The following is a 24,661-nucleotide window of genomic DNA, read 5'->3' on the forward strand; positions in this document are numbered from 1 at the left end:
AGGGGGAAACACCGGGGGGAGGGTGGGTTTGGTGACGGAAAGGCCAGGGGGGGGGGGGGGGGGGGGGGGGGGTGTGGTCCCCCCCCCACCCCCCCCCCCGCCGTCTCTGTGTCCTCTGAGGGCGTGCGTCGGGCCTGGGGCGCGTGGGGCGCGGGCGCGTCCCGTCTGCGGCGTACGAGCCACGGCGCGACGGCTCGGCCACTAGGCTGATCCACTAGCTTGTCCACCGCACCGGGCTCGTTCACAGCACAGATAAGGATCGCGCCGATGGCCGACGCCAGCGAGAAGGAACGCCAGAAGGAAGAGCTCTACGCGCTCGACATCTCCGACGTCGAGTGGCAGGGCGCGCCCGGGACGTCTCCGGACGAGGAGCGGGTGGAGATCGCGCATCTGCCCGACGGGGCGGTGGCGATGCGGTCGTCGCTCGACAAGGAGACCGTGCTGCGGTACACGAAGGCCGAGTGGGACGCGTTCGTCCTGGGCGCCCGCGACGGGGAGTTCGATCTCCGCTAGGCGCCCGGACATGCGTGAGGGGGTGGCCCGTACGGAACGGGCCACCCCCTCACGCGTGTGCGCGTGGTCTCACATCGCCATGCGGAACCGGGCCGCGTTGCCCTTGTCCGTGTCCTGGTAGCCGATCACGGACTCGTCGAGCAGCTGCGCGATGCGCTGCAGGTCCTGGTTGATGCCGGCCTGGTCCCTGGCGATGCGGGTCTGGCTCTCCTGGTACGCCTCCTTCGCGGCACCTTCCCAGTTGGAGGCGACGCGGTTGACCTCGGCCATGAGGTCGGAGAGCTTCTGGTTGAGCTGGGAGGCGGTGAGACGGACGTCGCCGGCCGCCTGCGTCACGGTGTCGTAATTGACGGCAGTCGTCATGTTCTTGGCTCCTGGAGTGAGAGGTACGCGAAGACTGGAGAGGACGAAGCCCTGGGGCTCAGGCCATGCCGAGGATGGCGCTCTGGCCCTGGGTGGTGTCGTCCATCTTCCGGAAGCTGCGGATGCGCTCTTCTTCCTCGCGGGTGAAGCCGTCGGCGCTCATCCGCATGTACTCCTCGAGCTTGATCAGCTCGACGCGCATGTTCTTCAGACGCAGGTTCAGGTCACCCTGGACCCGGTCGAACTCCTTCTGCGCCGCGCCCTGCCATCCGGCCTGAATGCGGTCCACGACGCCGTTCAGCGAGGTGATGCGCGCCTGGATCTCGTCGTGGAAGTCCTGGATGCGCCCGGCCAGCTTGGTCTGTTCGGCGCTGGTTACGTTCAGGTTTGGATTCGACATCTTGCCCCTTCTTCCTTCGGTGGCGTCTCGACGGTCCCTGCCGTCGGGCCTTCCGGTCGTGATGCGGACGGGTATCTCTTGATGCCGCCCCCGTGCAGGGCCACTTCACTGCCGTGCCCCCGACGGTCACTCTAGCCATTCCGTACGACAGTTCCAACTGCAAAGGACCGAACTGGTACATGACTGTTTCGGTTCATCGGGCGGCCCCGTGGCGGCGGCGGCTGTCGCGGATCACGACGGCCGTGCCGGCGACCACCGCCACCAGCACACCGCCGATCCCCAACGCGTAGGTGGCGAGCCGTTCCGTGCGCTCCTGCGGCGTCTCCGTGAGGGCCAGGTGGGCCGCCTCGGGCGCCGGAGGCTTGGGCGGACCGGGGTCCGCCGTCGGCATGTCCGGCTGGGGTTCGGGCCCGTCGGCGAGCGCCTTGACCGGGTCGACGACTCCCCAACCGACGTGATTGTCACGTCCGTTGATGGATCGTACGGCGGTCTGCTCGATACGGGCCACGATCTGGGCCGCCGTCCACTTCGGGTGCTTCGCGCGCAGCAGGGCGGCGACTCCGGAGACGTACGGGGCGGAGAAGCTGGTGCCGTTGTCGACGCACTGGCCGCCGCCGGGGACGGTGGAGACCATGTCGACGCCGGGCGCGGCCACGCCCACGAAGGTGCCGGACTGGGAGAAGACGGCCCGTTCGTTGTTGCGGTCGGACGAGGCGACGGCGAGCACGCCGGGGAAGGCCGCGGGGTAGGTGTTCTTGAGTTTGCCGTCCATGCCGTCGTTGCCCGCGGAGGCCACGACCACGATGTCCTTCTCCAGGGCGCGGGCCACCGCCTTGCCCATCGCGGAATCGACGGCGAGCGGCTGGGTGGTGTCCTGCGAGATGTTGATGACGTTGGCCTTCTGGGCGACCGCGTGGTCGATCGCCAGAGCCATCGTGTCGGACTTGCCGCTGTTCTTCTCGTCGTTCTGCCGGATCGGGATGATGGTCGCCTCGGGGGCGAGCCCGACGAAGCCGGTGCCGGAGCGGGGGCGCGCGGCGATGATGCCGGCGACCTTCGTGCCGTGGCCGACCTCGTCGACGGTGCCGTCGGTCTTGCCACGCATCTCGTCGCCGGCGCCCGGGTTCTCCTTGTCGGGCTTCAGGAAGTCCTTGCCCGCCTTGGCGTCCACCACGTTCTTCAGCTGCGGGTTGACGTCGTCGACGCCCGTGTCGATGACCGCGACGCGGACGCCCTTGCCCTTGGTGTCCTGCCACAGTTCGTCGAGCAGGACCCGCTGGAGCGACCAGGGGATGCCCTCGATCTGCTTCTTCATCGGGAAAGTGCACTCGCCGCTGCCGTCGAGGACGACCTCGTGCGGCTCCGCGGCCGCGGCCGCGGGCGGTGCGGCGAGAAGACCCGTGAGGGCCGTGGCGGCGAACAGGGCCGCCGTTCGGTACGTCACCACTGCCACCCCCTTACGAACCCTGCGGCTGACGCGCGCTGTTGGTGTCGAGCCTCGGTCCCTTGGACAGGAACTCCGACCACGTGATCGGGACGAGGAGCGGAGTGACCTTCTCGTAGCCGAGACGGGTCTGCGCCTCGCTCGGTTCCGGGCGGCCGTCGGTCTGCTTGTCCTGGTCCCCCGTGCCGATGTCGGAGCGGGCCGCGTCGCTGTCGCCGTTGGCCTGCACGGCGTAGCGCAGTCCGGTGTCGGTGACGAGGAAGAGCGAGCCGTCGGGCTTCGTCTGGTTGCCCTGGACCTGGGTGTAGAGCAGGCCGCTGCCGGGGGTGACGTACGTGCTGGTGCCGCCGGCGGTGATCTCGGCCGGGTACTTCGGTCCGGCCCAGGTGGTCAGTGTCGTGCGGCCCTTGTCGTCGACCTGGTTGAGCACGTTGCAGACGGTGTCCCGGGCGCCCGCGCCGGTGGCCGCGTTGACCTGCTCGGACTTGCGGGTCGGCCAGCGGTACTGGGCGCCGAAGGTGGCGGAGTCCGGGGTGAAGGAGGCCGCGTCGACCGCGGTCGCCTTGCCGTCCATGTCGAGGGCGTCGGTCTGCGGCGAGTTGATGAGCAGCCAGGCGGTGAAGTCCGAGACCGGCTGGACCTTGCCGGGCAGGACGACGTAGTGCTGCGGCCCGGAACCGGTCTGGGCCAGCAGGACCATGCCGACCCGGTCCTCGGTCTGGCTGAGGTTGCCGCCGCCGATGCCGGCCGGGTCGCCGACCTTGCCGGGGATCTGCGGGAACTCGACGGGGCTGCCGGTGTGCAGGGTGGCCAGCCAGTCGTCCGTGACCTGCTGGGGCTCCTTGTTGAGGCCGACGAGCGCCGTGGTGAGTCCGGCGGACTCCGTGGGGGAGCCGGGCACCAGGTACTTCGTGCCCCGGTGGTCGACGAGGTAGCGGGCGCTGTCCTTCTGCCCCTTGACGTACAGGATCTGTCCGTCCTTGAGCTGCCCGGCGCCCTCGGTGCGCGTGAAGTCGCGCTTGGAGAAGACGAACGTGGCCTTCTGGACGCTGGCTCCCTTGCCGCCGCCGGGCTGCTCGCACACGGCCCAGCGCTTGGCGGTGCCCGCCTCGTCGGCGGTCGGGAGCCGGTCGGGGGCGTACGGGATGCCGAGGATCGGGCCGCGCGGCGGCTTGCCCGCGTCCAGCAGCTTGTCGTCGACCTGGATGACCGAGAACTCCTGCGGGTTGAGCAGGAGTCGAGCCGAGGCCAGGTTGAGCACGGGGTGGAGAAGGGTCTTCTTGTCCTTGCCCTTGCCGGTGGTGAGCACGACGTAGCGGGTGGTCGACTGCTTTCCGACGATCACCTTGGCGCCGGGCTTGTCCCAGCCCTTGGGGGCCTTGGGGCTGAACATGCCCCAGGCGCCGAACCCGGCGAGCACCAGCGCACCGACGATCAGGCCGGGAACGACCGCGCGCAGCGGCCTCGGCGCCCCCTCCTCCGTACCCGAGGGCGAAGGTTGGAGGAATGCGGCCACCGTGCGCTTCTTCGCAAAGGTGTACGCGTTGAGCTCATCCCGCCGTGATGCCATGAGTCCCCATTTTCGTCAGGCGCAGTCTTCACCGACGAGTCCGGGGGGCATGGCACCCGGACTCCGGCTGTCGGACCGGCCCCCTACTATGCCTGCTGTCGGGTGGTGCTTGTGGGGCGGGTAGGGTGAACGGGCCGCCAAAGCCCTGGCGGGCCAGGGTGATCGGGACGAATTGGGGGGATTCTCCATGATGGCATCCGCGACGCGGACGCGGCCCGCGGCGGCCGCACCCTCCTCCGCGCCTCCGGCGCACTCCTCGGCGGGCGCGCCGCCGGCCGTCTCACCGCGTCTTCAGGCGCGCCCGGGACACTTCGGATCGTTCCGACTGCAACAACTCGTGCTGATCGAGGTCGCGGCGGCGCTGCTGCTCGTGGCGTGGGTCGTCGAGCCGTTGCTGCTGGTTCCCGCCGGTGTCGTGGCGACGCTGCTCGTCCTGCTCGCGGTGGTGCGCAGACACCGCCGCTCGATGCCGGAGTGGCTCACCACCTATCTCGCCCTGCGCACGCGTACGCGCCGGGCCGCCTCGCTCGTCGTGCCGGAGGGTACGGAGCCGGGCCTCGCGCCGGTCGTGGAGTGCGATCCGGCGCTGCGCACCTACGCGTACAGCGACCGGGACCGGCGGCCGGTCGGGATGGTCGGCGACGGCACGTTCCTGACGGCGCTGGTGCGGGTCGAGTCGGAGGCCACGGCGCTCCGTCCTGACCGCGCGGCACGGCCGCTGCCCGTCGCGATCGTCCGGGACGTCCTGGACGTCGACGGGATCCGCCTGGAGTCGGCGCAGATCGTGCAGCACACCCAGCCGGCGCCCGCTCCTCATCTGCCCGACCAGTCGATGGCCAAGCGGAACTACGCGCCGCTGCAGGCGCAGACGGGTTCGCCGGCGCTGCGGATCACCTGGGTGGCGCTGAAGCTGGACCCGGAGCTGTGCCCGGAGGCGGTCGCCGCGCGCGGCGGCGGCCTGGAGGGCGCCCAGAAGTGTGTGGTGCGGGTGGCGGACCAGCTGGCGAGCCGGCTGACCGGCGCCGGGTTCCGGGCGACCGTGCTCACCGAGCAGGAGCTGATCGCCGCGCTGGCGACGTCGACGTGCGCGAGCCCGATGGCGATCGCGCAGGCGGGACGGGGGCAGGCGCAGGCGCGGCGGACGCAGGAGACCGCGCGGACCTGGCGGGTCGACGACCGTCGCCACACGACGTACTGGGTGGGGCGCTGGCCCCAACTGGGCGGCGCGGGTGGCGCGGGGGCGTCGATGCCGCAGCTGATCGCGCTGCTGACCTCGCTCCCGGCGCTGGCGACGACGTTCAGCCTGACGCTGAGCGGCGGTGACCGTCAGGAGGTGACGGTGGCCGGGCACGTACGGATCACCGGCCGCAGCGACGAGGAGCTCGTGGCGGCGCGGCACGAACTGGAGCGCGCGGCGCGCGGGGTGAAGACGGGTCTGGTGCGGCTCGACCGCGAACAGGTTCCGGCCATGCTGGCTTCGCTGCCGCTCGGGGGTGCGCGCTGATGTCCTTCTCCACTTCGCCTTCTTCCTCACCGTCTCCCGGGCCCCAGGGCTTGGGTCCGGCCGCCTCCGCCGGCACGGGCCGGCGCGGCGGGTCCGCGCGCGGGACGGGCCGGGGCGCGCGGCCCCGGTTCGGCTTCGGGCTCGTCGGACCGCGCCGGGACCGGCACTCCGTACCGCTGGAACAGCTCGGCGCGCTCAGCCTCCCGGTCGGCGACGACGGCATGGTCATCGGCGTGGACGCCGAGGGCCGGCCCGCGGTGCTCGGCATCAACCGCCCCGCTCCGTACGACGTGACGCTGATCGGCGGTCTGTGGACGGCGCAGATCATGGCGCTGCGCGCGGCGGCGACGGGGGCCCGCGTGGCGGTCGAGACCGGCCGGGCTCCGGCGTGGACGGCGCTCGCGCAGGCCGCGGGCGGGGGTCAGCCGTGCATCACGCTGCACGACGTCGGCCGTGTGCCGCCGCAGGGCGCGTCGGCCGGCAGTCCGGTCGTCGTGGTGCGGGACTGCGGGATGCGCCCGCCGCGCGGCCGGGTCGTGTCGGGTCCCTGGCAGTCGGTGGTGACGCTGCTGCCGTATCTGAGCCCGGTGGCGCCCCGCCTCCTGGAGAAGTCCTCGCTGGTCGGCGTGCAGCGGGTGTCCCCCGACGAGGCCGCGCAGATCGGCCGGATCATGGGGCTGCCGCGCGCGGAGTCGGAGGCGTTGTCGACGCTCGCGGACGGTGTGACCCTGTGGTGCACGCCCAGTGACCGGCAGTTCGTGATGACGCAGGCGACGGACGCCGAGACCGGATTGTTGGGCAGCGCGCGCCGGATGGACTGACGGCGCGGACGATGTCCCCTCCCGTCCATTTATGTGCGGGTTATGTACGGATGTGGATCGCCACCTGGTCACCTGGGGGTTCACTCTGCGGTGCGGGTAGGTCACTTGGGGGCGAAACGTGACCGAGGGGGCCGACGGGGGCGGGCGGCCGGGCCTGCCCGCCGGACACGGTTGGCGTTTAGGGTGGGAGGGCCCGCCCACGACAGCACAAGGGTGCGCGACCACACCAGGAGGCAAAGTGAACGGCGATCGGGACGAGATCCACGGGGGTTGGAATCCACCCGCCGATGATCAGTCCGACGCGGATCCCGCCGAGATGACGGGTGAGTTCACCATCGACTACACCCCTCCGGCCTGGTACACGCAGAACGCGTCGGGATCGGCCGGTACGGGTGGTGCCGGGGGATCCGGTGGTGCGACCCCACCGCCGCCGACCGGTGCGCCCGTCGCCGTCCCGGGGCTTCCGGCGGGGAGCGGTTACGAGCCCAACTGGGCGCCTCAGGCGCCGGTACCGCCGACGCCGGCCGCCCCTTCGCCGGCCGCGCCCGCCCCGGCCGCGCCCGGCGTTCCCGCGCCTGCCGTCCCCGCGGCGCCCGTTGTCCCTGCCGCGCCCTCTGTGGCCGCGGCGCCCGCCGACGGCGGGTCGCTGGGTGGTGGCGATCTGGAGAGCGGCGCGACCATGCGCTTCTCCCCCGCCGCGCTGAAGCGCGAGATGACGGAGATCGCCGAGCGCGCGGCGGCACAGGCCGATGCCGCGCCCGGCACCCCGGCCGTGGAAGGAGCCGCGGCGGCCGCCGCCGGTGACGGCTCGTCGGCCGAGCAGCCCCCCGCGCCGGACACCCCCGGCGCCCCCGCCGTGCCCGGCCATGACCCGGCCGGGGCCGTGGAGGAGTCCGTGGACGGGGCTCCCTCCGTCGGCGCCGGCACCCCTGAACCGGCCTCGGTGGACACGCCGGAGCCTGCCGCCGGAGCCGAAGGCACCGTGGACCCCGCCGTCGCACCGTCCCCGGAGGGCTCCGCCCCGGCGGAGCTGCCGGCGGCCGAGAGCACGGACGCCGCGGCGGACGGCCACACGGCGTCGGAGCCCTCGGACGACGCCGCGACCGGTTCCGCCACGGCGGAGACGCCGGACTCCGACACGCAGGCCACCACGTCCGACACCACGGCCGCCGGCGAGACCTCCGGGCCGGGTGCTCCCGGCGCCGCGGACGGCTCCGCCGAGGCCGTCGCCCCCTCCGACGCGCCCCGGGACGCGGCCCCCGCCGCGCTGCCCCCGGCGCAGCCCTCGGCGCCCGAGCCGTGGAGCCCCGCCCCGCCGCAGGGCGGCGCCGGCCTGCCTCCGCTTCCGCCGTCGTTCCAGCCGGCGGCTCCGGCGGCGGCGCCGCAGTGGCCCGCCCCGGCCCCTCAGGGCGACCAGCCGGCGCCGCCGGCCGCCCCGCTGCCGCCCGCCGCCTCCTGGCCGGCGCAGGACCCGGCGCAGGCCCCCGCGCACCCGACCCCTCAGGCTCCCGTGCCGCCGCAGGGCGCCCCCGGCGGTTACGGCTTCCCGCACCCCGGCCAGCCGCTGCCCGCGCCCGTGCCCCCGCAGGGGGAAGGTGCCTACGGTTTCCCGCACCCGGCCGTGCAGCCCGCGCCGCAGGGCGGTTACGGCTTCCCCCACCCGGGCGCCCAACCCGCGCCCCAGGCCCCGCAGGCCCCGCAAGCTCCCCAGGCCAACGCCCCTGCCCCGCAGGGCGGTTACGGCTTCCCCCACCCCGGCGCCCAGCCCGCGCCCCAGGCCCCGCAAGCTCCCCAGGTCAACGCCCCTGCCCCGCAGGGCGGTTACGGCTTCCCGCACCCCGGTGCCCAGCCCGCGCCCCAGGCCCCGCAGGCGCCCCAGGCCGACGCCCCGGCTCCGCAGGGCGGTTACGGCTTCCCGCACCCCGGTGCCCAGCCCGCGCCCCAGGCCCCGCAGGTGCCCGGGCAGCCGCACCTGGATCACCAGGTGCCGCCCCATCAGGCGCCCGTACCGCCGCAGGCCGGTCAGCAGCCGCACCCGTCGCAGCCGCCCGTCGATCCGCGGACCGGGGCCGCCTGGCCCACGCCGGTCATGCACGACCAGCGCGAACGTTCCGTGCCCGGTGCCCCCCTCGGGTACAACGCGGCCGTGGAGCTCTCCTCCGACCGCCTGCTGCGCAACAACAAGCAGAAGGCCAAGTCCAGCCGGAACCCGGGTGCTTCCGCCCGTTTCAAGATCGGCGGCAAGAAGGAGGAGGCCGAGCGGCAGCGCAAGCTCGACCTGATCCGTACGCCGGTCCTGTCCTGCTACCGGATCGCGGTCATCTCCCTCAAGGGCGGTGTCGGCAAGACCACGACGACCACCGCGCTGGGCGCGACCCTGGCCACCGAGCGGCAGGACAAGATCCTGGCGATCGACGCCAACCCGGACGCCGGCACGCTCGGCCGTCGGGTGCGCCGCGAGACCGGGGCGACGATCCGTGACCTCGTGCAGGCGATCCCGTACCTGAACTCGTACATGGACATCCGCCGCTTCACCTCGCAGGCGCCCTCCGGTCTGGAGATCATCGCCAACGACGTGGACCCGGCCGTCTCGACGACGTTCAACGACGAGGACTACCGGCGCGCGATCGACGTCCTGGGCAAGCAGTACCCGATCATCCTCACCGACTCCGGCACCGGTCTGCTCTACAGCGCGATGCGCGGCGTGCTCGACCTCGCCGACCAGCTGATCATCATCTCCACCCCGTCCGTGGACGGTGCCTCCAGCGCGTCGACGACGCTCGACTGGCTCTCCGCCCACGGTTACGCCGAGCTGGTGCAGCGCTCGATCACGGTCATCTCGGGGGTCCGCGAGACCGGAAAGATGATCAAGGTCGACGACATCGTGCAGCACTTCCAGACCCGCTGCCGCGGAGTCGTGGTCGTGCCGTTCGACGAGCACCTGTCGGCCGGCGCCGAGGTCGACCTCGACATGATGCGGCCGAAGACGCGCGAGGCGTACTTCAACCTGTCGGCGATGGTCGCCGAGGACTTCGTGCGGGCGCAGCAGGCGCAGGGGCTGTGGACCGGGGACGGCCAGGGCGGCCTTCCGCCGCACATGGCCCCGCCGATGCCCGGCCAGCAGGGCCAGCCCGGTCAGCCGGTGCCCGGTGAGCCGTACGGGGGTCAGCCGTACGGAGGTCAGCCGGCGCCCGGTCAGCCGTACGCGCCCCAGGCCCCGCAGCCGGGTCAGCCGTACGGTGGCCAGCCGGGCCAGCAGCCGTATCCGCAGGCCCAGCCGCAGCCGTACCCCCAGCAGCCGGGTCAGCCCGGGATGCCGCAGGGCTGGCAGCAGCCCCCGCAGACGCCTCCGCAGGCACCGCCAGCCCCTCATCAGTAAGGCGTCACAGGAATAGACCAATGAGGCTCCGCACCGGCTCTCCGGTGCGGAGCCTCTTGGTATTCCCGCAGCCCACAAGGGGTTTGACACATCGTTGACGCCGCTCGTCCACCGCTGATAGACCTTCGCTTCACCAGTTGGCGCCCCAAGATCCACGACGCGAGGTCACGTCCCATGGTCATGGTCACGAAGGTTCCACCCCGCCCGGTCGCCCCCCGCAGAGCCCTCCGCCTTCTCCTCGCCGCCGGCGTCACCGCCAGCGCCCTGGCGGTTCCGACGGCCGCTCAGGCGGCCCCGCCCGCCGAGGGCGACGGCACGTCCGGAGGCACCACCCTCACCGTCGCCGTCTCGCAGAGCGTCGACTCCCTGAGCCCCTTCCTCGCCCAGAAGCTCGTCTCCACCAGCATCCACCGGCTGGCCTACGAGTACCTGACGAACTACGACGCGAAGGACGCCAAGCCGATCCCCGGTCTGGCGACCGAGTGGAAGTCCTCCCCGGACAAGCTGACCTGGACGTACACGATCCGCACGGACTCGAAGTGGTCCGACGGGAAGCAGGCCACCGCCGAGGACGCCGCCTGGACGTTCAACAAGATGATGACGGACGAGAACGCCGCCACCGCCAACGGCAGCTTCACGGCCAACTTCAGGAAGGTCACCGCCCCGGACCCGCGGACGCTCGTCATCGAGCTGAAGAAGCCGCAGGCCACGATGACGGCGCTGGACGTGCCGATCGTGCCCAGGCACGTCTGGGAGAAGGTCGGCGACTTCTCGAAGTTCAACAACGACCAGCAGTTCCCGATCGTCGGCAACGGTCCGTTCGTCATCACGGACTTCAAGGTCGACCAGTACATCAAGCTGAAGCCGAACAAGAGCTTCTGGCGCGGCGCACCCAAGTTCGACGAGCTGGTGTTCAAGTACTACAAGGACGGCGACGCGGCCGTCGCCGCGCTGCGGAAGGGCGAGGTGTCCTTCGTTCCGAACCTGACGCCCGCCCAGGCCGCCGCGCTGAAATCCGCGAAGAACATCAAGGTCAACGACGCCCCCGGCCGTCGCTTCTTCGCGCTCGCCACCAACCCGGGGGCGAAGGCCAAGGACGGCAAGACCTTCGGCAACGGACACCCCGCGCTGCTCGACCCGGCCGTCCGCAAGGCGCTCTTCCTCGCCGTGGACCGCGCCACGATCGTCGAGAAGGTCTTCCAGGGCCACGCCGTCGAGGGCGAGGGCTACATCCCGCCGCGGTTCGACACGTACTTCTGGAAGCCGGCCGCCGGGCAGAAGCTGGCCTACGACCCGGCCAAGGCCGCACAGGTCCTCGACCGGGCCGGGTACAGGAAGAACGGCGAGGGCAAGCGCGTCGGCAAGGACGGCAGGCCGCTGGACTTCCGGATCCTGTGTCACGCCACCGACCCGAACGACAAGGCGGTCGGCAAGTACCTCCAGGAGTGGTGGGGCGCGCTCGGCATCGGGCTGAAGGTGGAATGCCTCGACAACGTGGGTGACCCGTGGACGAAGGGCGACTACGACCTCGCCTTCGACGGCTGGTCGGTCAACCCCGACCCGGACTACGTCCTGTCGATCCACACCTGTGGCACGCTGCCCGCGACCCCGAGGGACACCGGCGCCACCGACAACTTCATCTGCGACCGGGAGTTCGACGCCCTGTACGCGCAGCAGGCGGTGGAGTACGACGCGGCCAAGCGGGCGGATCTGGTCAAGCGGATGCAGTCCAGGCTGTACGACACCGGGTACATGAACATCATGGCGTACCCGAACGCTCTCGAGGCGTACCGCACGGACCAGATCAGGTCGATCACGACGATGCCGGCGGCCGCCGGCAATCTCTGGGGGCAGGACGGCTACTGGAGCTGGTGGTCGGCCGAGCCGGCCACCTCCGCCGCCGGATCCGAGTCCGGTTCCGACGGCGGCTCGTCGAACCTCTGGCTGATCCTCGGCCCCGTCGCGCTGGTCCTCGTCGGGGTGGGCGTCTGGACCGTCCTCCGGCGCCGTTCCACCGCCGACGACCGCGAGTAGTCCGTTGACGACGGCACACACGCCCGCCGACGTGGTGCGGACCGACGAGGTCCGCGCCACGGACGGCGGCGCCCGCACCGGTACGGCCCTCTCCTACCTCCGCTATGTGGCGGGCAAGCTGGCCGGCGCGGCCGTCTCGCTGCTCGCCGTGCTCGTCACCAGCTTCTTCCTCTTCCGCATCATCCCGGGCGATCCGGTCAAGGCGATGACGCACGGGGTGCCCACCTCGGCCGAACAGCTGGCGACGCTGCGCCGGCAGTTCGGGCTCGACCTGCCGCTCTGGCAGCAGTTCACCGACTACTGCGCGAAGGCGCTGAGCGGGGATCTGGGCACCTCGTACCAGTTCCATGCGCCGGTCGGCGACCTCATCGCCCAGAAGCTGCCGGCCACCCTGCTGCTCACCGGCGTCGCCGTGGTGATCTACTCGGCGCTCGGTCTGTGGCTCGGGACCCGCTCGGCCTGGAACCACGGCGGCCTCGGCGACAGGCTGAACACCGGGGTCGCGCTGACGCTGTGGTCGGTGCCGTCGTTCTGGCTCGGGCTGCTCCTGATCATCGTCTTCTCGGTGGGCATCGGCCCGGTCCCGGGGCTCTTCCCGACGGGCGGCATGGAGTCGGGCACGGGTGAGACCGGGTTCGCGTACGTCCTCGACGTCGCGCACCACATGGTGCTGCCGGTCCTCACCCTGGTGGCCGTCGGCTACGCGCAGACCCTGCTCGTGATGCGTTCCTCGCTGCTCGACGAGATGGGCAGCGACTATCTGACGACGGCGCGGGCCAAGGGGCTGCGCGACGACTCCGTACGGCGTCGGCATGCCGTGCCGAACGCGCTGCTGCCGACCGTGACCATGGTCTTCATCAACCTGGGCCATGTGGCGGCCGGCTCGATCCTGGTGGAGACGGTGTTCTCCTGGCCGGGGCTCGGCGGGCTGTTCTACCAAGCGCTCAGCGTGCCCGATCTGCCGCTGGTGCAGGGCCTGTTCGTGGTCTTCGCCGGCGCGATGATCGTGATGAACCTGATCGCCGACCTGCTCTATCCGCTGCTCGACCCCCGGGTGGGCCGATGACGACCTCCTCTCTGACCTGGACGCGGCGCAAGAACGCCGTGTCCCGCTTCTGGCTGCAGTACCGCTCGCACCGCGCCGGTCTCCTCGGTCTGGCGGGGCTCGCGCTGATCGGCCTGCTCGCGCTCGCCGCCCCGCTGATCGTCGGCTCCGACGTGCAGTCGGTGACGAACGCGCCCGGTACGGCCCTGGAGTCCCCGAGCGCCCGGTTCCCGCTCGGCACCGACCAGTTCGGGCGCTCCCTGCTCGGCCTGCTGCTCTGGGGAGCCAGGATCTCGCTGCTCGTCGGTCTGCTCGCGGCGGCGCTCTCGGTCGCCATCGGCACGCTCGTCGGCATCCTCGCGGGCCACTACGGCGGCTGGTTCTCGACCGTCGTCATGCGGATCACCGACTGGTTCCTGGTCATGCCGGCGCTGGTCCTCGCGATCGTCCTGGCGACCGTGCTGTCCCGCTCGATGTGGACGGTGATCCTGGCGATCGGCGTCACCAGCTGGCCGACCACCGCCCGGCTCGTACGGGCGCAGACCATCGCGGTGGAGTCCCGGCCGTACATCGAGCGGGCCACCGCGCTGGGCGGCGGGCACGGGCACATCATGAGCCGGCACGTGCTGCCGAACGTGATGCCGCTGGTGCTCGCCCAGACCACGCTCGGCATCTCCGCCGCCATCCTCACCGAGGCGACCCTCGCCTTCCTCGGCCTCGGCGACCCCACGGTGGTGTCCTGGGGCGGCATGCTCCAGGACGCGCGGGAGGCGGGCGCGGTCTCCTCGGGTCACTGGTGGTACCTCGCCCCGCCCGGGATCGCGATCGCGCTCGTCGCGCTCGCGTTCACCCTGTGCGGGCGCACGGTCGAGTCGGTGCTGAACCCGAAACTGGGGGTGGGCCGATGAGCCTGCTGGAGGTACGGAACCTGAGCGTGACGTACGGGGCGGGGGCGACGGCCGTCCCCGCCGTACGGGGCGTCGACCTCACCCTGGCGGCCGGGCAGAAGCTCGGGGTCGCCGGCGAGTCGGGCTGCGGGAAGTCGACGATGGCGCTGGCGCTGCTGCGCCTGCTGCCGCCGTCCGCCCGGCTGACCGGGCGGATCCTGCTCGACGGCGAGGACGTCCTCACCATGAAGTGGGGGCGGCTGAGGGCCGTGCGCTGGGCGGGGGCGTCGATCGTCTTCCAGGGGGCGATGCACTCGCTGAACGCGGTGCACCGGATCGGGGACCAGATCGCCGAGCCGTTGCTCGTGCACGGGCGCGCCACCCCGGCGGCGGCCCGCAAGCGGGTCGGGGAGCTCCTGGAGCAGGTCGGTCTGCCGGCGGCGCGGGCGGCGGCCCATCCGCACGAACTCTCCGGCGGGCAGCGCCAGCGGGTGATGATCGCGATGGCCCTCGCGTGCGATCCGCGGCTCATCGTGGCGGACGAGCCGACGACGGCGCTCGACGTGATGATCCAGGCGCAGATCCTGCGGCTGATCGAGCGCCTGGTGGCCGACGAGGACATCAGTCTGCTGATGATCAGTCACGATCTGGCGGTCCTCGCCGACACCTGCGACCGGCTCGCGGTGATGTACGCCGGGCGGGTGGTGGAGGAGGGCCCGGCGCGGGCCGTGTACGAAGCGGCCGAGCACCCGTACGGGCGGGCGCTGTCCTCGGCCTTCCCGAGGATCGGTGACCCGGCGTCCCGGCGGGCGCCGCGCGGGCTCCCGGGTGATCCCCCCGACCCGGCGGACCTGCCGGGCGGCTGCGCCTTCCACCCGCGCTGCCCGGCGGCGGTGGAGGTGTGCGGTGAGCAGGACCAGGAACTGCGGGACGCGGGCGCGGGGCGCCGGGCGGCCTGCGTACACGTGGGGAGCGGCTCGTGAAACCACCGTTGACTCAGGACGGGGCGGGGGCGTCGGCCGGCCCGGCGACCGCGGCCGGGCCGCTGCTGTCGGCGAAGGGCCTGCGGGTCGCCTTTCCCGGGCGGCGGGGCGCGCCGGCCGCACGCGCGGTGGACGGCGTGGACCTGGACATCGGCGCGGGCGAGATCGTGGCCCTGGTGGGTGAGTCGGGGTGCGGCAAGACGACGCTGGCCCGGTCGCTGCTCGGTCTGGTGCCGCCCACGTCCGGGTCCGTCACCTTCGACGGGACGCCGCTGTCGTACACCCCCCGTGCCCTCAAGGCGTACCGGAAGCGGGCGCAGCTGGTCCTCCAGGACCCCAGTGGCTCCCTGAACCCGCGCCACACGGTGTACGACGCGGTGGCCGAGGGGCTGCGGATCCACGGTCACGGAGGGGACGAGCGGGCCGCCGTCGCGGAGGCGCTGTCGCGGGCCGGTCTGCGTCCGCCGGAGCGTTTCTTCCTGCGCTATCCGCACGAGCTGTCCGGCGGGCAGCGCCAGCGGGTCGTCATCGCGGGCGCGCTGGTCCTCCAGCCCGAGCTGATCGTCGCGGACGAGCCGGTGGCCTCGCTGGACGCCTCGGTGCGGGGCGAGATCCTGGCGCTGCTGCTGCGCCTGCGGGACGAACTCGGGCTGTCGGCCCTGGTCGTGACGCACGATCTGGGGCTCGCGTGGAACATCGCGGACCGGGTGGCGGTGATGTACCTGGGGCGGATCGTGGAGACCGGCACGGTGGAGTCCGTGCTGACCTCGCCCCAGCACCCGTACACACGGGCGTTGCTGTCGGTCCTGCCGGAGTCCGAGGGCGAGCCGGTGGTACTGACCGGCGAGCCCCCGGACCCGGCGCGCGTCCCGTCCGGGTGCCGCTTCCACGCCCGGTGTCAGGTCCTGGCCTCGGGCGAGGCGGCGGCTGTCGCGGACCGCTGCCGGGGCCAGGACCTGCCGGTGCTCGGCGGCAGCGGTGCGCGGGACGTGGCCTGCCACTGGGTGAACGGGGGCGCGGAGGTCACGAGCGGGCGCTGACCGCCGGGCGGCGGTACGCGTCGTACGGGACGTCAGCGGCCGGGGCCGGGGCCCACGGGCTTCATCACGGGCTCGGCCGGCTTGTACGCGAGGTCGCCGTGCGGCGGCTGGCCCGGGACCTGGGCGTGCGGCGGCTTCTGGCCCTCGTCCTCGGCGTGCGGCGGCTTCTGGCCCTGGTCCTCGGCGTGGGGCGGCTTCTGGCCCTCGTCCTCGGCGTGCGGCGGCTTCTGGCCCTGGTCCTGGCCGTTCGGCGGCTTCTGACCGGCGTCCTCGGCGTGCGGCGGCTTCTGGCCCGCGGTGTCAGGGGCGTTCGGCGGCTTCTGCCCGGTGTCGGGGGTCTTCGGCGGAAGGATCTCGCAGCTGGTGATCGCCGTCCGCGTCGACACGGACTTCACCTTGCAGTCGTCCTTGCCGACGCCGCCGTCCACGTTCCCCCAGTGCTCGCCGACGATCAGGATCCTGCCCTCCGGGCCGCTGATCCTGTCGTTGCCGGGGCCCGCCTGGATGAGACCGCCCGACTCCGGGCCGAGGGCCTCGGCCTCGATCGTGTCGTTCTCGCTGCCGCCGAGGACCCGGCCGGAGAAGTCGATGACACCGGTCTTGATGGTGTCGACGCCGTCGTTGCCGGTGACGATTCCGCCGCCCCGGTTGAACTGTCCGGGTGCCCCGGACACCGAACCGGTGGTGATCTTGTCGTCGCCGTCGTCGCCGTGGACGACGGCGCCCAGCTTCGCCCCGTCGCCGCGCACGGTGGCCACCTTGATGACGTCGTTGCCGCGGTTGCCCCGGACCATGCTGAAGGTGGTCTGGGGCACGAGGTGCTTGGCGCGGATGACGTCGTGCCCGTCACCGCCGCTGATGGCCGAGTCGATGACGAGTCCGCGGACCTCGATCATGTCGTCGCCGGCGCCGCCCCAGATGGTGACGCCTTCCAGGTCGCTGTCGCAGAAGATGTGGTCGTTCTTCTCGGTGCCGCTGACCTTGTCGCCGGGCGGCGCCGAGACGCCGTTGACCCAGCACTGGTGCATGGGCACCTTGCCCTGGGCCGGACCGGAGGCCTGGGCGGGCGCCCCGGCGAGCGAGGCGGCGGCCACACCGGCGAGCAGCGCGGTGAGGGCGGCCGGGCCGCGCACGATTCTGCGGGGGGAGGGTGGCGTGACGGGCATACGGGTCTCCTTTACGGAACGGTGGTGGGGGAAGCCGAAGGAGGGTCAGGTGGTCGAGTGCGCCGGCTGGACGGGGGCCTTGTAGCCCACGATCCTGCGCGTCCTCAGGTCGGGCTCCAGCGACGGCACGGCGGCCGTCGTCCATCTCCCCAGGCACATCTCCGCGGTGATGCCGGGCCCGAATCCGGCGATGATGCCGCGGGCCCCCTCGGGCAGGCCGCCCGCCTCGAAGAGCCTGCGCACCGCGTCCAGGACGACGGCGCTGGCGATGTTCCCGTACTCCGTGAGGGTGGCCCGGCTGAACCGGAAGTCCTCGGGCGGCACTTCCAGGAAACGGCTGAGGTCGTCCAGGATCCGGGGGCCACCGGCGTGGATGATGTAGAAGTCGAGCTCGCCCGCGTCCCAGCCGTGCGCGCCCGCGATCTCGCGGAGCGCGGGGGCCAGCGGCTCCATGGTGGTCGGCACCCGCTTGTCGAGCAGGAAGTGGAAGCCGGTCGCCCGGACGCTGTACGCGATCCAGTCCTCGGTGTCGGGAACCAGATACGAGTCATTGCGCTCCAGGGCGATGCCGGTGCCGCCCCTGCCCCGTACGACCGCCGAGGCGACCGCGTCGCCGAAGAGACCGTTGGAGAGCAGCGAGCCGACGCCGAGGTCGGTGGGCTGGTAGCAGAGCGAGCAGAACTCGCAGGCCACGATGAGGACATTGGCCTCGGGGTAGGCGACGCAGAAGTCGTGGGCCCGGTTGATGGCGGCGCCGCCCGCCGCGCAGCCCAGCTGGGCGATGGGCATCTGCCGGGTGTGGCTGGGGAAGCCCATCGTGTTGATCATCCAGGCGGTCAGGGAGGGCATCATGAAGCCCGTGCACGACACCAGGACGATCATGTCGATGTCGGCCGGGCGCAGCCCCGCGTTGCGCAGGGCCTCCTCGACGACCTTCGGGACCCGGGCCTTCGCCTCCTTCTCGTAGAGCGCGTTGCGCTCCTCGAAGCCGGGGTGGCGCAGGGTCTCCTCGATGGGCTGGACGATGTGCCGCTGCGTGACGCCGGTGTTCTCGATCAGCCGGAGCGCCAGGGGCAGTTGAGGGTGATCGGCATGGAGCGAGCGGGCGAGGGAGAGCGTCTCCTCCCTTGTGATCACGTACTCGGGTACGGACACCGCGGGCTTGCACAGAGTCACCACGACAGTCGCTCCTTCGTTCTCGTACACCGCGAACTGCCGCCCACACTCACCCGGGGGACGCCACCCCGCAACCGCGAGCGTCCGGAGGGACACGCAGGGTGACCGGCGCCTGGGCGGCGCCGTCCTCCGTTCAGGGGGCAGTCGCCACCCGGCGTGTCGGCGCCGCCTCCGGCCGGGAACAGCCTCCTCATGACCTCCGAGACGACCGCTGAGACGACCGCTGAGCCACCCTCCGGGACGATTCCCTCGATGCCCCCCGGACCGACGGCCGCCGGGCCCCGCCCGGTCCGCACCTGGGCGGTCGACGACCTCCCCGCGCTGGACTTCGACCCCCTGCTCATCGAGCTGCTCCACGAGGAGCCCGTGGCCCGCGTCCGCCTGCCGTTCGCCGCCGAGAACGAGGCGTGGCTGGTCACGCGGTACGAGGACGTCCGTAAGGTGACCTCCGATCCGCGCTTCAGCCGAACGGCCCTGCTCGACCGCATGGTGACCGGGATGACGGGTCACATGGTCGCCTCGAAGGCGGCCCTGAACTACGCCGATCCGCCGTACCACACCCAGCTGCGCAAGGCCGTGACCAAGACGTTCACCGGGCAGAACGCCAAGCGGCTGCGCCCGATGGCGCAGGCGAGCACGGACCGGCTGCTCGACGCGATGGAGCGGGCGGGCCGGCCCGCCGATCTGATGAGGCACCTGCACGGTCCGCTGCCGATGTCGGTGGTCTGCGACCTGCTCGGGATCCCCGAGGAGGACCGGGCGGAGCTGGCGTCCTGGCCCGATCTGATCCTGTCCTCGGGACCCGGTCCGGAGAGCAGCAGGGCGGCCAAGGCCCAGATCCACGGCTACATCACCCGGCTGCTCGACCGGCGGCGCGCCGAGCCGCAGGACGATCTGGCCGGTGAGCTCGCGCAGTCCCTGGCCGAGGGCCGGATCAGCGTCGACGAGGCCGTCTCGCTGGCCATGGCGATCCTGATCAGCGGTGCGCACGCGGTCCGGAACAACAGCGCCAACATGGTGTACCTGCTGCTGACGCGGCCCGATCTGATGGCCCGGCTGCGGGCGGAGCCGGAGCTGCTGCCCCAGGCGGTGGACGAGCTGCTGCGCTGGATCCCGCACCGCAACGGCGTGGGGCTGCCGCGGATCGCCACCGAGGACGTGGAGGTCGGCGGGGTGTTGATCCGGGCGGGTGAAGCCGTCTACGCGTCGTACCTCGCCGCCAACCGCGATCCGTCGGTCTTCGAGGATCCGCACACGGTCGACTTCGACCGGGAGGGCACCGGCCATGTGTCCTTCGGGCACGGGCCGCACCATTGCATGGGCGCGATGCTGACCCGGATGGAGTCCGAGGTGATGCTCTCCACCCTCCTGCGGCGCTACCCGGAGCTGCGCCTCGCGGGCCCGCCCGAGGAGACCGTGTTCCAGTCCAAGGGCCTGATCCGCGGCCCGAAGGAACTGATCGTCACCTGGTGACGGGCCGGCCGGCTCGTCACGCCGGCTCCACCGGTCGGTCCGGCCGGTTCCACCGGTCGGTCCGGCCGGTTCCACCGGTCGGTCCGGCCGGTTCCACCGGTCGGTCCGGCCGGTCAGCTCTTCCGGTCGTACGCCTCGGTCAGCTCGCGGCAGCGCTTCACGTCCGCCGCCATCGCCACCAGCAGGTCGTCCAGGGTGTCGAACTTCAGCATCCCGCGGACGTACGCGAGGAAGTCGACGGCCACGTGCAGGCCGTACAGGTCGAGTCCCTCGCGGTCGATGGCGTACGCCTCGACGGTCCGCTCGGTGCCGTCGAACTGGGGGTTGGTGCCGACCGAGATCGCGGCCGGCATCCGCTCCCCCGCGGCCGTGAGCCAGCCGGCGTACACGCCGTCGGCCGGGATGGCGGTGTGCGGCAGGGTCTCGACGTTGGCGGTCGGGAAGCCGAGCTCGCGGCCGCGCTGGGCGCCTCGGACGACGATGCCCTCGACGCGGTGCGGACGGCCGAGGATCTCGGCCGCGCCCTCGATGTCGCCCTCGGCGACCAGTCGGCGGGTGAGCGTGGAGGAGAACGGTTCCCCGCCGCCCGCCGTGCCGCTCACATAGAGGTCGACGACCTCGACCTCGTAGTCGTAGGTGGCGCCGAGCTCGGTCAGGAAGGCGACGTTGCCTGCGGCCCGGTGCCCGAAGCGGAAGTTGGGACCCTCGATGACGGCCTTCGCGTGCAGCTTGTCGACGAGGACCTTCACGATGAAGTCCGCCGGCGAGAGCTGCGAGAACTCGGCCGTGAACGGGAGGACCAGCACCGCGTCCACGCCCAGTTCGGCCATCAGCTCGGCGCGCCGGTGGTGCGGGGCGAGCAGGGGCGGGTGGCTGCCGGGCCGCACGACCTCGGAGGGGTGGGGGTCGAAGGTGACGACGACCGAGGGGACGCCCAGCTCACGGGCGCGCTCCACCGCCCGCCCGATGATCAGCTGGTGCCCGCGGTGCACACCGTCGTAGCTGCCGATGGTGACGACGCTGCGCCCCCAGTCCTGGGGGATGTCCTCCAAGCCACGCCAGCGCTGCACTGTGACCGCTCCTCGTCCGCCTGTTCGCCGATTACGCAGGTCTAAGACTGCCATGCCCACGGCCGTCGCCTCGCATCGGCATGGAACTGCCCATACGCAGAAGCGTACGGAGAGTGCTCGGACCGACGACGGTGGCCCATTCGTCCGGGGCATCCGTCAGCCAGTCGGCCAGGCGGGCGGCGAACGCGGGGACTTCGCGGGCGAGCTCGACGAGCCGCCGGTCGAGGCAGGTGGCGCCCTCGGGGGTGCGGACCAGGAGCAGGCCGGCGCGGTGCACGAGGTCGCGGGTGCGGACGTCGGAGCGCCGCTCGCAGCCGAGGGCGGCGGCGCGCAGCAGGGTGTCGAGGACGGCCAGGTCCCGGGACTCGTACCGCTCGTGGTCGAGGAGTACGTCGAGGAGTTCGGTCCGCAGGAGGCGGGAGGCGCCGGTGCCGGGTGCGGCGAGTACGGGCGCGAGGGCGGCGCGGATCCGCACGGACCGGCTCCGGAGCAGGCCGGTGACGAGCGGATGGAGGATCGCCCGGGCCGCCGGGCCGTGTTCGAGGCGGCGGTCGACGAAGGCGGCGACGTGCTCGGCCGCGGCGGGGTCGGAGGGCCGGTCGTCGGCGTACTCGCGGACGAGGGCGGCGGCCCGGCGGGCCAGGGCGGGCGTGGTGATCTCGGCGAGTGCCCGGAGCGCTTCGCCCGCGGTCTCCCCCGGCCCGCGCAGCCGGGCCTGGAAGGCGGCGAGGACCGGCTCGGGGTGGGTGGTGAGCGCGGCGGCGAGCGCGCTCGCGGGGACCCGCGGGTCGGTCAGGGCCCGGGGCAGGTGGCGGGCGCGGGTGTGCGGGTCGCGGACGAGGAGGCCGAGGGCGCGGCCGTGCAGGGCCGCGTCGCCGGGGCGGGCGAGCAGGGCGAGGGCCGTGTAGCGCAGGAGTTCGCGGTCGGGCCCGGTCGTGGCGTGCTCGGCGACGAGGCACCCGTACGCGGCGGCCGCGGCCCGCCGTCCCGGCCGTCCGTCGTCGTGCGCCCAGCGGTCGACGGCCCGGCACAGGGCGGGGGGCTCCTCCTCGGCGAGGGCGGCGAGCAGCCCGTCGGCGAGCGGATGGGCGGTGGCGACGAGTGCCTCGCAGAGGTCGTCGACGGCCAGGTTCCGGTGGGTGTGGAGCAGCGCCTGCGCGGCGGTGGCGACGGTGGCGTGCGGGGCAGCGGCCAGCGGCCGTCCGTCGCCGAACCAGCGGCACAGCAGCGGTTGTACGCCACGGGGCTCGGCGACCAGCCGGGCGGCGACCGCGTCGAGGAACCGGGGTGTCGCGTCGGTCCCGGGCGCGGCGTCGGCGGGTACGAGGCGTCGCAGCAGGTCCATCCGCTCGTCCTCCCCGATCCGCAGGGCCTCCCAGAAGGCGGGCCCGAAGATCGTGAAGGCGCCGAGCCGCGGGGGGACGGGGGTGGGAAGGGCCCCCCGGCCCGCGCACGCGGCCTGCCGTCCGGGAACCGCCCCGGGGCCCGCGCTCCCGGCGGCGGCCCGCTGGGCGGGCAGCGGAAGGGGGTCCGACGGGGCGGGTCGCCGGAACGGGGCGGCGCCGATGTGGTCGGCGAGGTGGCGGAGGACCGGGAGGTACGGCTTGAGGTCCGGGAGGCGCGGCAGTGTCTGGGCCAGGAGCCGGGAGCCCCACCAGGCGGCGTCGGTGGCCTCGCCGCCCGTGTCGGAGAGCCGGCCGAGGGCGTCGGAGAGTGCCGTGAGCCGCCGCCCGAGCGCGACGGGGCCCTGCTCGCGGTCCAGAAGGAGCAGGGCCTGGACGACGGGGCCGATCCGGTGACGGGGCACCGGGAGCGAAGGCGCGGGCTCCACGGCCGTGCCGTCCGTGCCGTGTCCGCCGGCCGGCAGGGCGTGCGAGGCCCCGGCGCGGAAGGCGTCAGCGCGGGAGACGTCAGCGCGGGAGACGTCAGCGCGGGAGGCGTCCGGGCGGGAGGCGTCCGGGCGGGACGGGAGCCGGACGGGGGCGCCCTCGTGCCAGCGGTGGACGAGCGCGTGCAGGGCGCCGTCGACGTCGAGGTGCGCGCCCTGGATCCAGTCGGCCAGTTCCTCGTGACCGAAGCGGTATCCGGATCCGGCGGGGACGACGAGGCCCTCGGTGAGGACGGCGGAGGCCCAGCCGGTCCGCCACGGGAAGATCTCCTCGAAGGACGCCCGGTCCAGCTCCCCCTGTCCGGGTCCGAGACATCGGCGGGCGGCCTCGTGGACCTGGCCGGCGACGCGCGCCGCGAGCCGCCGGACCGCGGTGCCGCGCGGGAGGGGGCGGGATCCGGCGGCGATCCGTACCGCGATCCGCAGGCACATCAGATCCAGGTAGGCGCCGAAGATCTCCTCCCGCCCGGGCCGTCCGGGCACCCCGCCGGGCAGCGCCTCGCACACCTCGGCGAGCAGCCGGAGCGCGAGCGGGTGCCGGGCGTCGTCGGCCCCGAGGTCGGCGCCGCGCAGCCCGTACCGCGCCCGCGCGAGCGCGGCCTCGTCCTCGGTGAGGTCCCCGAGCCGCACGGCGGTGGCCGCCCCCGGGCCGTACAGCGCGCTCGCCTGCTCCCAGTGCTCGGGGCGGCAGCCGAGCATGAGACGGACCCCGTGGGTGCGCAGCCAGGTCTGGGTGCCCGCCGTCCACACGTCGAGCCGGTGAGCCAGCTCCGGGGGCATCTCCTCCGGTCCGTCGAGGATCAGCAGCAGGGGGCGGCCCGCCTCCCGCGCGAGGGCGGCGGCCCGTTCCGGGGTGGCGGCGGTGGCGTCACCGCGCGCGCCGGTGGCCGCCACGATCCGGCCCGCCTGGCGCAGGACGCGGGCCACGGCTGCGGCGACCGAGGTGTCCCCCGCGTCCAGGTCGGCGCCGCGCAGCCAGACGGTGGGGGCGGGCTCGGCGCCCCGGGCACGGTCGGCACAGTGGGCGGCGAGCGCGGTGGTGCGGCCGGTGCCGGGGGTGCCGACGAGCGCGAGGACCACCGCCTCTCCCGTCGCGAAGGCGGCGAACTCCCGGCGGCAGTCCGCCCGTCGGACGGGCTCGGCCCACGCCCCGGGGCCGCCGGCGGAGCCGGTGGAGGTGGCGGTGAGCTCCAGGACGCCCGCCAGGTTGAGGTCGCTGCCGTAGCAGGGCGCGGTGGCGCCGTTGCGTCGCAGCAGGGCCGCCAGCGGCTCCACGGCCGCGAGGGAGAGGGCGTATCCGGCGGCGTCGCGGTGGTCGCCGTGCAGCGCGGTGCCGAGGACGGCGACCACGGCGCCGGTCGCCGGATCCACGACGGGTCCGCCCGCGGCTTGCCCGCCGCGGCGCAGGGCCTCCGCGCCCTCGGTGCCGATGGCCAGCTCCACGGCGTGGCCGAGGGCGTGGCAGCGGTCGGAGGCGGTGTACGTGACGGAGGCGCCGCCCAGGACCCGCGCCTCACGCCAGCCGTGGGCGGCGATCCGTACGTAGGTCCCTGCCTCGATCTCCGTCCGGGCCGAGACCGGCAGCGGGCGGAGCCCGAGGCCCTCGGTGCGTACGAGCGCGAGACCGGCCTCGGGCAGCGCCGTGATGGCATCGGCCTCGGCGAGGAACATCCGCTCGCCGGGCGCGTGCAGCTCGATCCGTACGAGCCCGTCCACCGCCTCGTGGCTGGTGACGACGGTCCCCCGGTCGTCGGCGAGGAAACCCGTCCCGCGCGGCCGGCCCGCCGGATCGCAGATCCGTACCAGCGTCGCCAGGTCCCCGCGTCCCATGCCGTCGACGGTAGGTCGCCGGTGATCACTCCGAGAAGCGCGCCGGACGAACGCGCCCCCCGGCACTCCCCCATT

18 protein-coding genes are annotated in these 24,661 nt (G+C 73.1%); 10 read left to right on the forward strand and 8 right to left on the reverse strand.

From position 1 onward, the window contains the following. The first annotated feature begins 267 nt into the window (after nucleotides 1-267). Nucleotides 268-513 carry a DUF397 domain-containing protein gene (locus ACZ4VW_RS24240; RefSeq protein ID WP_467965758.1) on the forward strand — a complete coding sequence of 82 codons (246 nt, stop codon included), beginning with the start codon at nucleotides 268-270 and terminating at the stop codon, nucleotides 511-513. A gap of 69 nt (nucleotides 514-582) precedes the next feature. Here the strand turns inward: ACZ4VW_RS24240 and ACZ4VW_RS24245 are convergent, their stop codons facing one another. The 4 genes from ACZ4VW_RS24245 to eccB all read right to left on the reverse strand — a co-directional run bounded on the left by ACZ4VW_RS24245 (nucleotide 583) and on the right by eccB (nucleotide 4,290). Then, nucleotides 583-876 carry a WXG100 family type VII secretion target gene (locus ACZ4VW_RS24245; RefSeq protein WP_467965760.1) on the reverse strand — a complete coding sequence of 98 codons (294 nt, stop codon included), beginning with the start codon at nucleotides 874-876 and terminating at the stop codon, nucleotides 583-585. 58 nt (nucleotides 877-934) lie between these two features. Next, a complete protein-coding gene (locus tag ACZ4VW_RS24250) occupies nucleotides 935-1,276 on the reverse strand; it encodes a WXG100 family type VII secretion target (RefSeq protein WP_467965762.1) in 342 nt (113 codons plus the stop codon). Nucleotides 1,277-1,469: 193 nt separating this feature from the next. Then, on the reverse strand, nucleotides 1,470-2,720 hold the full coding sequence (gene mycP / locus ACZ4VW_RS24255) for a type VII secretion-associated serine protease mycosin (protein ID WP_467965765.1): 1,251 nt from the start codon (nucleotides 2,718-2,720) through the stop codon (nucleotides 1,470-1,472). Between the two features lie 13 nt (nucleotides 2,721-2,733). Then, nucleotides 2,734-4,290: a type VII secretion protein EccB gene (gene eccB / locus ACZ4VW_RS24260; RefSeq protein ID WP_467965767.1), complete on the reverse strand. Its 1,557-nt coding sequence runs from the start codon at nucleotides 4,288-4,290 to the stop codon at nucleotides 2,734-2,736. Nucleotides 4,291-4,480: 190 nt separating this feature from the next. Between eccB and eccE the strand changes: the two genes are divergently transcribed. The 8 genes from eccE to ACZ4VW_RS24300 all read left to right on the forward strand — a co-directional run bounded on the left by eccE (nucleotide 4,481) and on the right by ACZ4VW_RS24300 (nucleotide 15,983). Further along, entirely contained in the window at nucleotides 4,481-5,794 is a 1,314-nt protein-coding gene (gene eccE / locus ACZ4VW_RS24265; RefSeq protein ID WP_467966123.1) for a type VII secretion protein EccE, read from the forward strand. Beyond that, nucleotides 5,794-6,615: a hypothetical protein gene (locus ACZ4VW_RS24270; RefSeq protein WP_467965769.1), complete on the forward strand. Its 822-nt coding sequence runs from the start codon at nucleotides 5,794-5,796 to the stop codon at nucleotides 6,613-6,615. Before eccE ends, ACZ4VW_RS24270 begins: the two co-directional genes overlap by 1 nt. Before the next feature lie 238 nt (nucleotides 6,616-6,853). After that, nucleotides 6,854-9,994: an SCO5717 family growth-regulating ATPase gene (locus ACZ4VW_RS24275; RefSeq protein ID WP_467965771.1), complete on the forward strand. Its 3,141-nt coding sequence runs from the start codon at nucleotides 6,854-6,856 to the stop codon at nucleotides 9,992-9,994. Between the two features lie 180 nt (nucleotides 9,995-10,174). Continuing rightward, entirely contained in the window at nucleotides 10,175-12,028 is a 1,854-nt protein-coding gene (locus ACZ4VW_RS24280; RefSeq protein WP_467966125.1) for an ABC transporter substrate-binding protein, read from the forward strand. A 4-nt stretch (nucleotides 12,029-12,032) separates the two neighbouring features. Then, nucleotides 12,033-13,094 (forward strand): ABC transporter permease, encoded by a 1,062-nt coding sequence (locus ACZ4VW_RS24285; RefSeq protein ID WP_467965773.1) that lies wholly within the window; start codon nucleotides 12,033-12,035, stop codon nucleotides 13,092-13,094. After that, a complete protein-coding gene (locus ACZ4VW_RS24290) occupies nucleotides 13,091-13,981 on the forward strand; it encodes an ABC transporter permease (protein ID WP_467965775.1) in 891 nt (296 codons plus the stop codon). Before ACZ4VW_RS24285 ends, ACZ4VW_RS24290 begins: the two co-directional genes overlap by 4 nt. After that, nucleotides 13,978-14,943 (forward strand): ABC transporter ATP-binding protein, encoded by a 966-nt coding sequence (locus tag ACZ4VW_RS24295; RefSeq protein ID WP_467965777.1) that lies wholly within the window; start codon nucleotides 13,978-13,980, stop codon nucleotides 14,941-14,943. Before ACZ4VW_RS24290 ends, ACZ4VW_RS24295 begins: the two co-directional genes overlap by 4 nt. After that, nucleotides 14,940-15,983 carry an ABC transporter ATP-binding protein gene (locus ACZ4VW_RS24300; RefSeq protein ID WP_467965779.1) on the forward strand — a complete coding sequence of 348 codons (1,044 nt, stop codon included), beginning with the start codon at nucleotides 14,940-14,942 and terminating at the stop codon, nucleotides 15,981-15,983. Before ACZ4VW_RS24295 ends, ACZ4VW_RS24300 begins: the two co-directional genes overlap by 4 nt. A 32-nt stretch (nucleotides 15,984-16,015) precedes the next feature. Here ACZ4VW_RS24300 and ACZ4VW_RS24305 read toward each other — a convergent pair whose 3' ends face one another. Next, complete coding sequence (locus ACZ4VW_RS24305) at nucleotides 16,016-17,149, reverse strand: hypothetical protein (RefSeq protein ID WP_467965782.1); 1,134 nt, start codon at nucleotides 17,147-17,149, stop codon at nucleotides 16,016-16,018. A gap of 45 nt (nucleotides 17,150-17,194) precedes the next feature. Then, nucleotides 17,195-18,328 (reverse strand): type III polyketide synthase, encoded by a 1,134-nt coding sequence (locus tag ACZ4VW_RS24310; RefSeq protein WP_467965784.1) that lies wholly within the window; start codon nucleotides 18,326-18,328, stop codon nucleotides 17,195-17,197. 249 nt (nucleotides 18,329-18,577) lie between these two features. Between ACZ4VW_RS24310 and ACZ4VW_RS24315 the strand changes: the two genes are divergently transcribed. Next, nucleotides 18,578-19,798 carry a cytochrome P450 gene (locus ACZ4VW_RS24315; protein WP_467965786.1) on the forward strand — a complete coding sequence of 407 codons (1,221 nt, stop codon included), beginning with the start codon at nucleotides 18,578-18,580 and terminating at the stop codon, nucleotides 19,796-19,798. A gap of 113 nt (nucleotides 19,799-19,911) precedes the next feature. Here ACZ4VW_RS24315 and ACZ4VW_RS24320 read toward each other — a convergent pair whose 3' ends face one another. Together ACZ4VW_RS24320 and ACZ4VW_RS24325 are read right to left on the reverse strand one after the other, a co-directional pair. Beyond that, nucleotides 19,912-20,868, reverse strand: a complete 957-nt coding sequence (locus ACZ4VW_RS24320; RefSeq protein WP_467965789.1) for a bifunctional riboflavin kinase/FAD synthetase — start codon at nucleotides 20,866-20,868, stop codon at nucleotides 19,912-19,914. A gap of 31 nt (nucleotides 20,869-20,899) precedes the next feature. Further along, nucleotides 20,900-24,586: a serine protease gene (locus ACZ4VW_RS24325; protein WP_467965791.1), complete on the reverse strand. Its 3,687-nt coding sequence runs from the start codon at nucleotides 24,584-24,586 to the stop codon at nucleotides 20,900-20,902. Nucleotides 24,587-24,661: the final 75 nt, after the last annotated feature.

The sequence above is a fragment of the Streptomyces sp. NPDC029139 genome, from assembly GCF_055564335.1.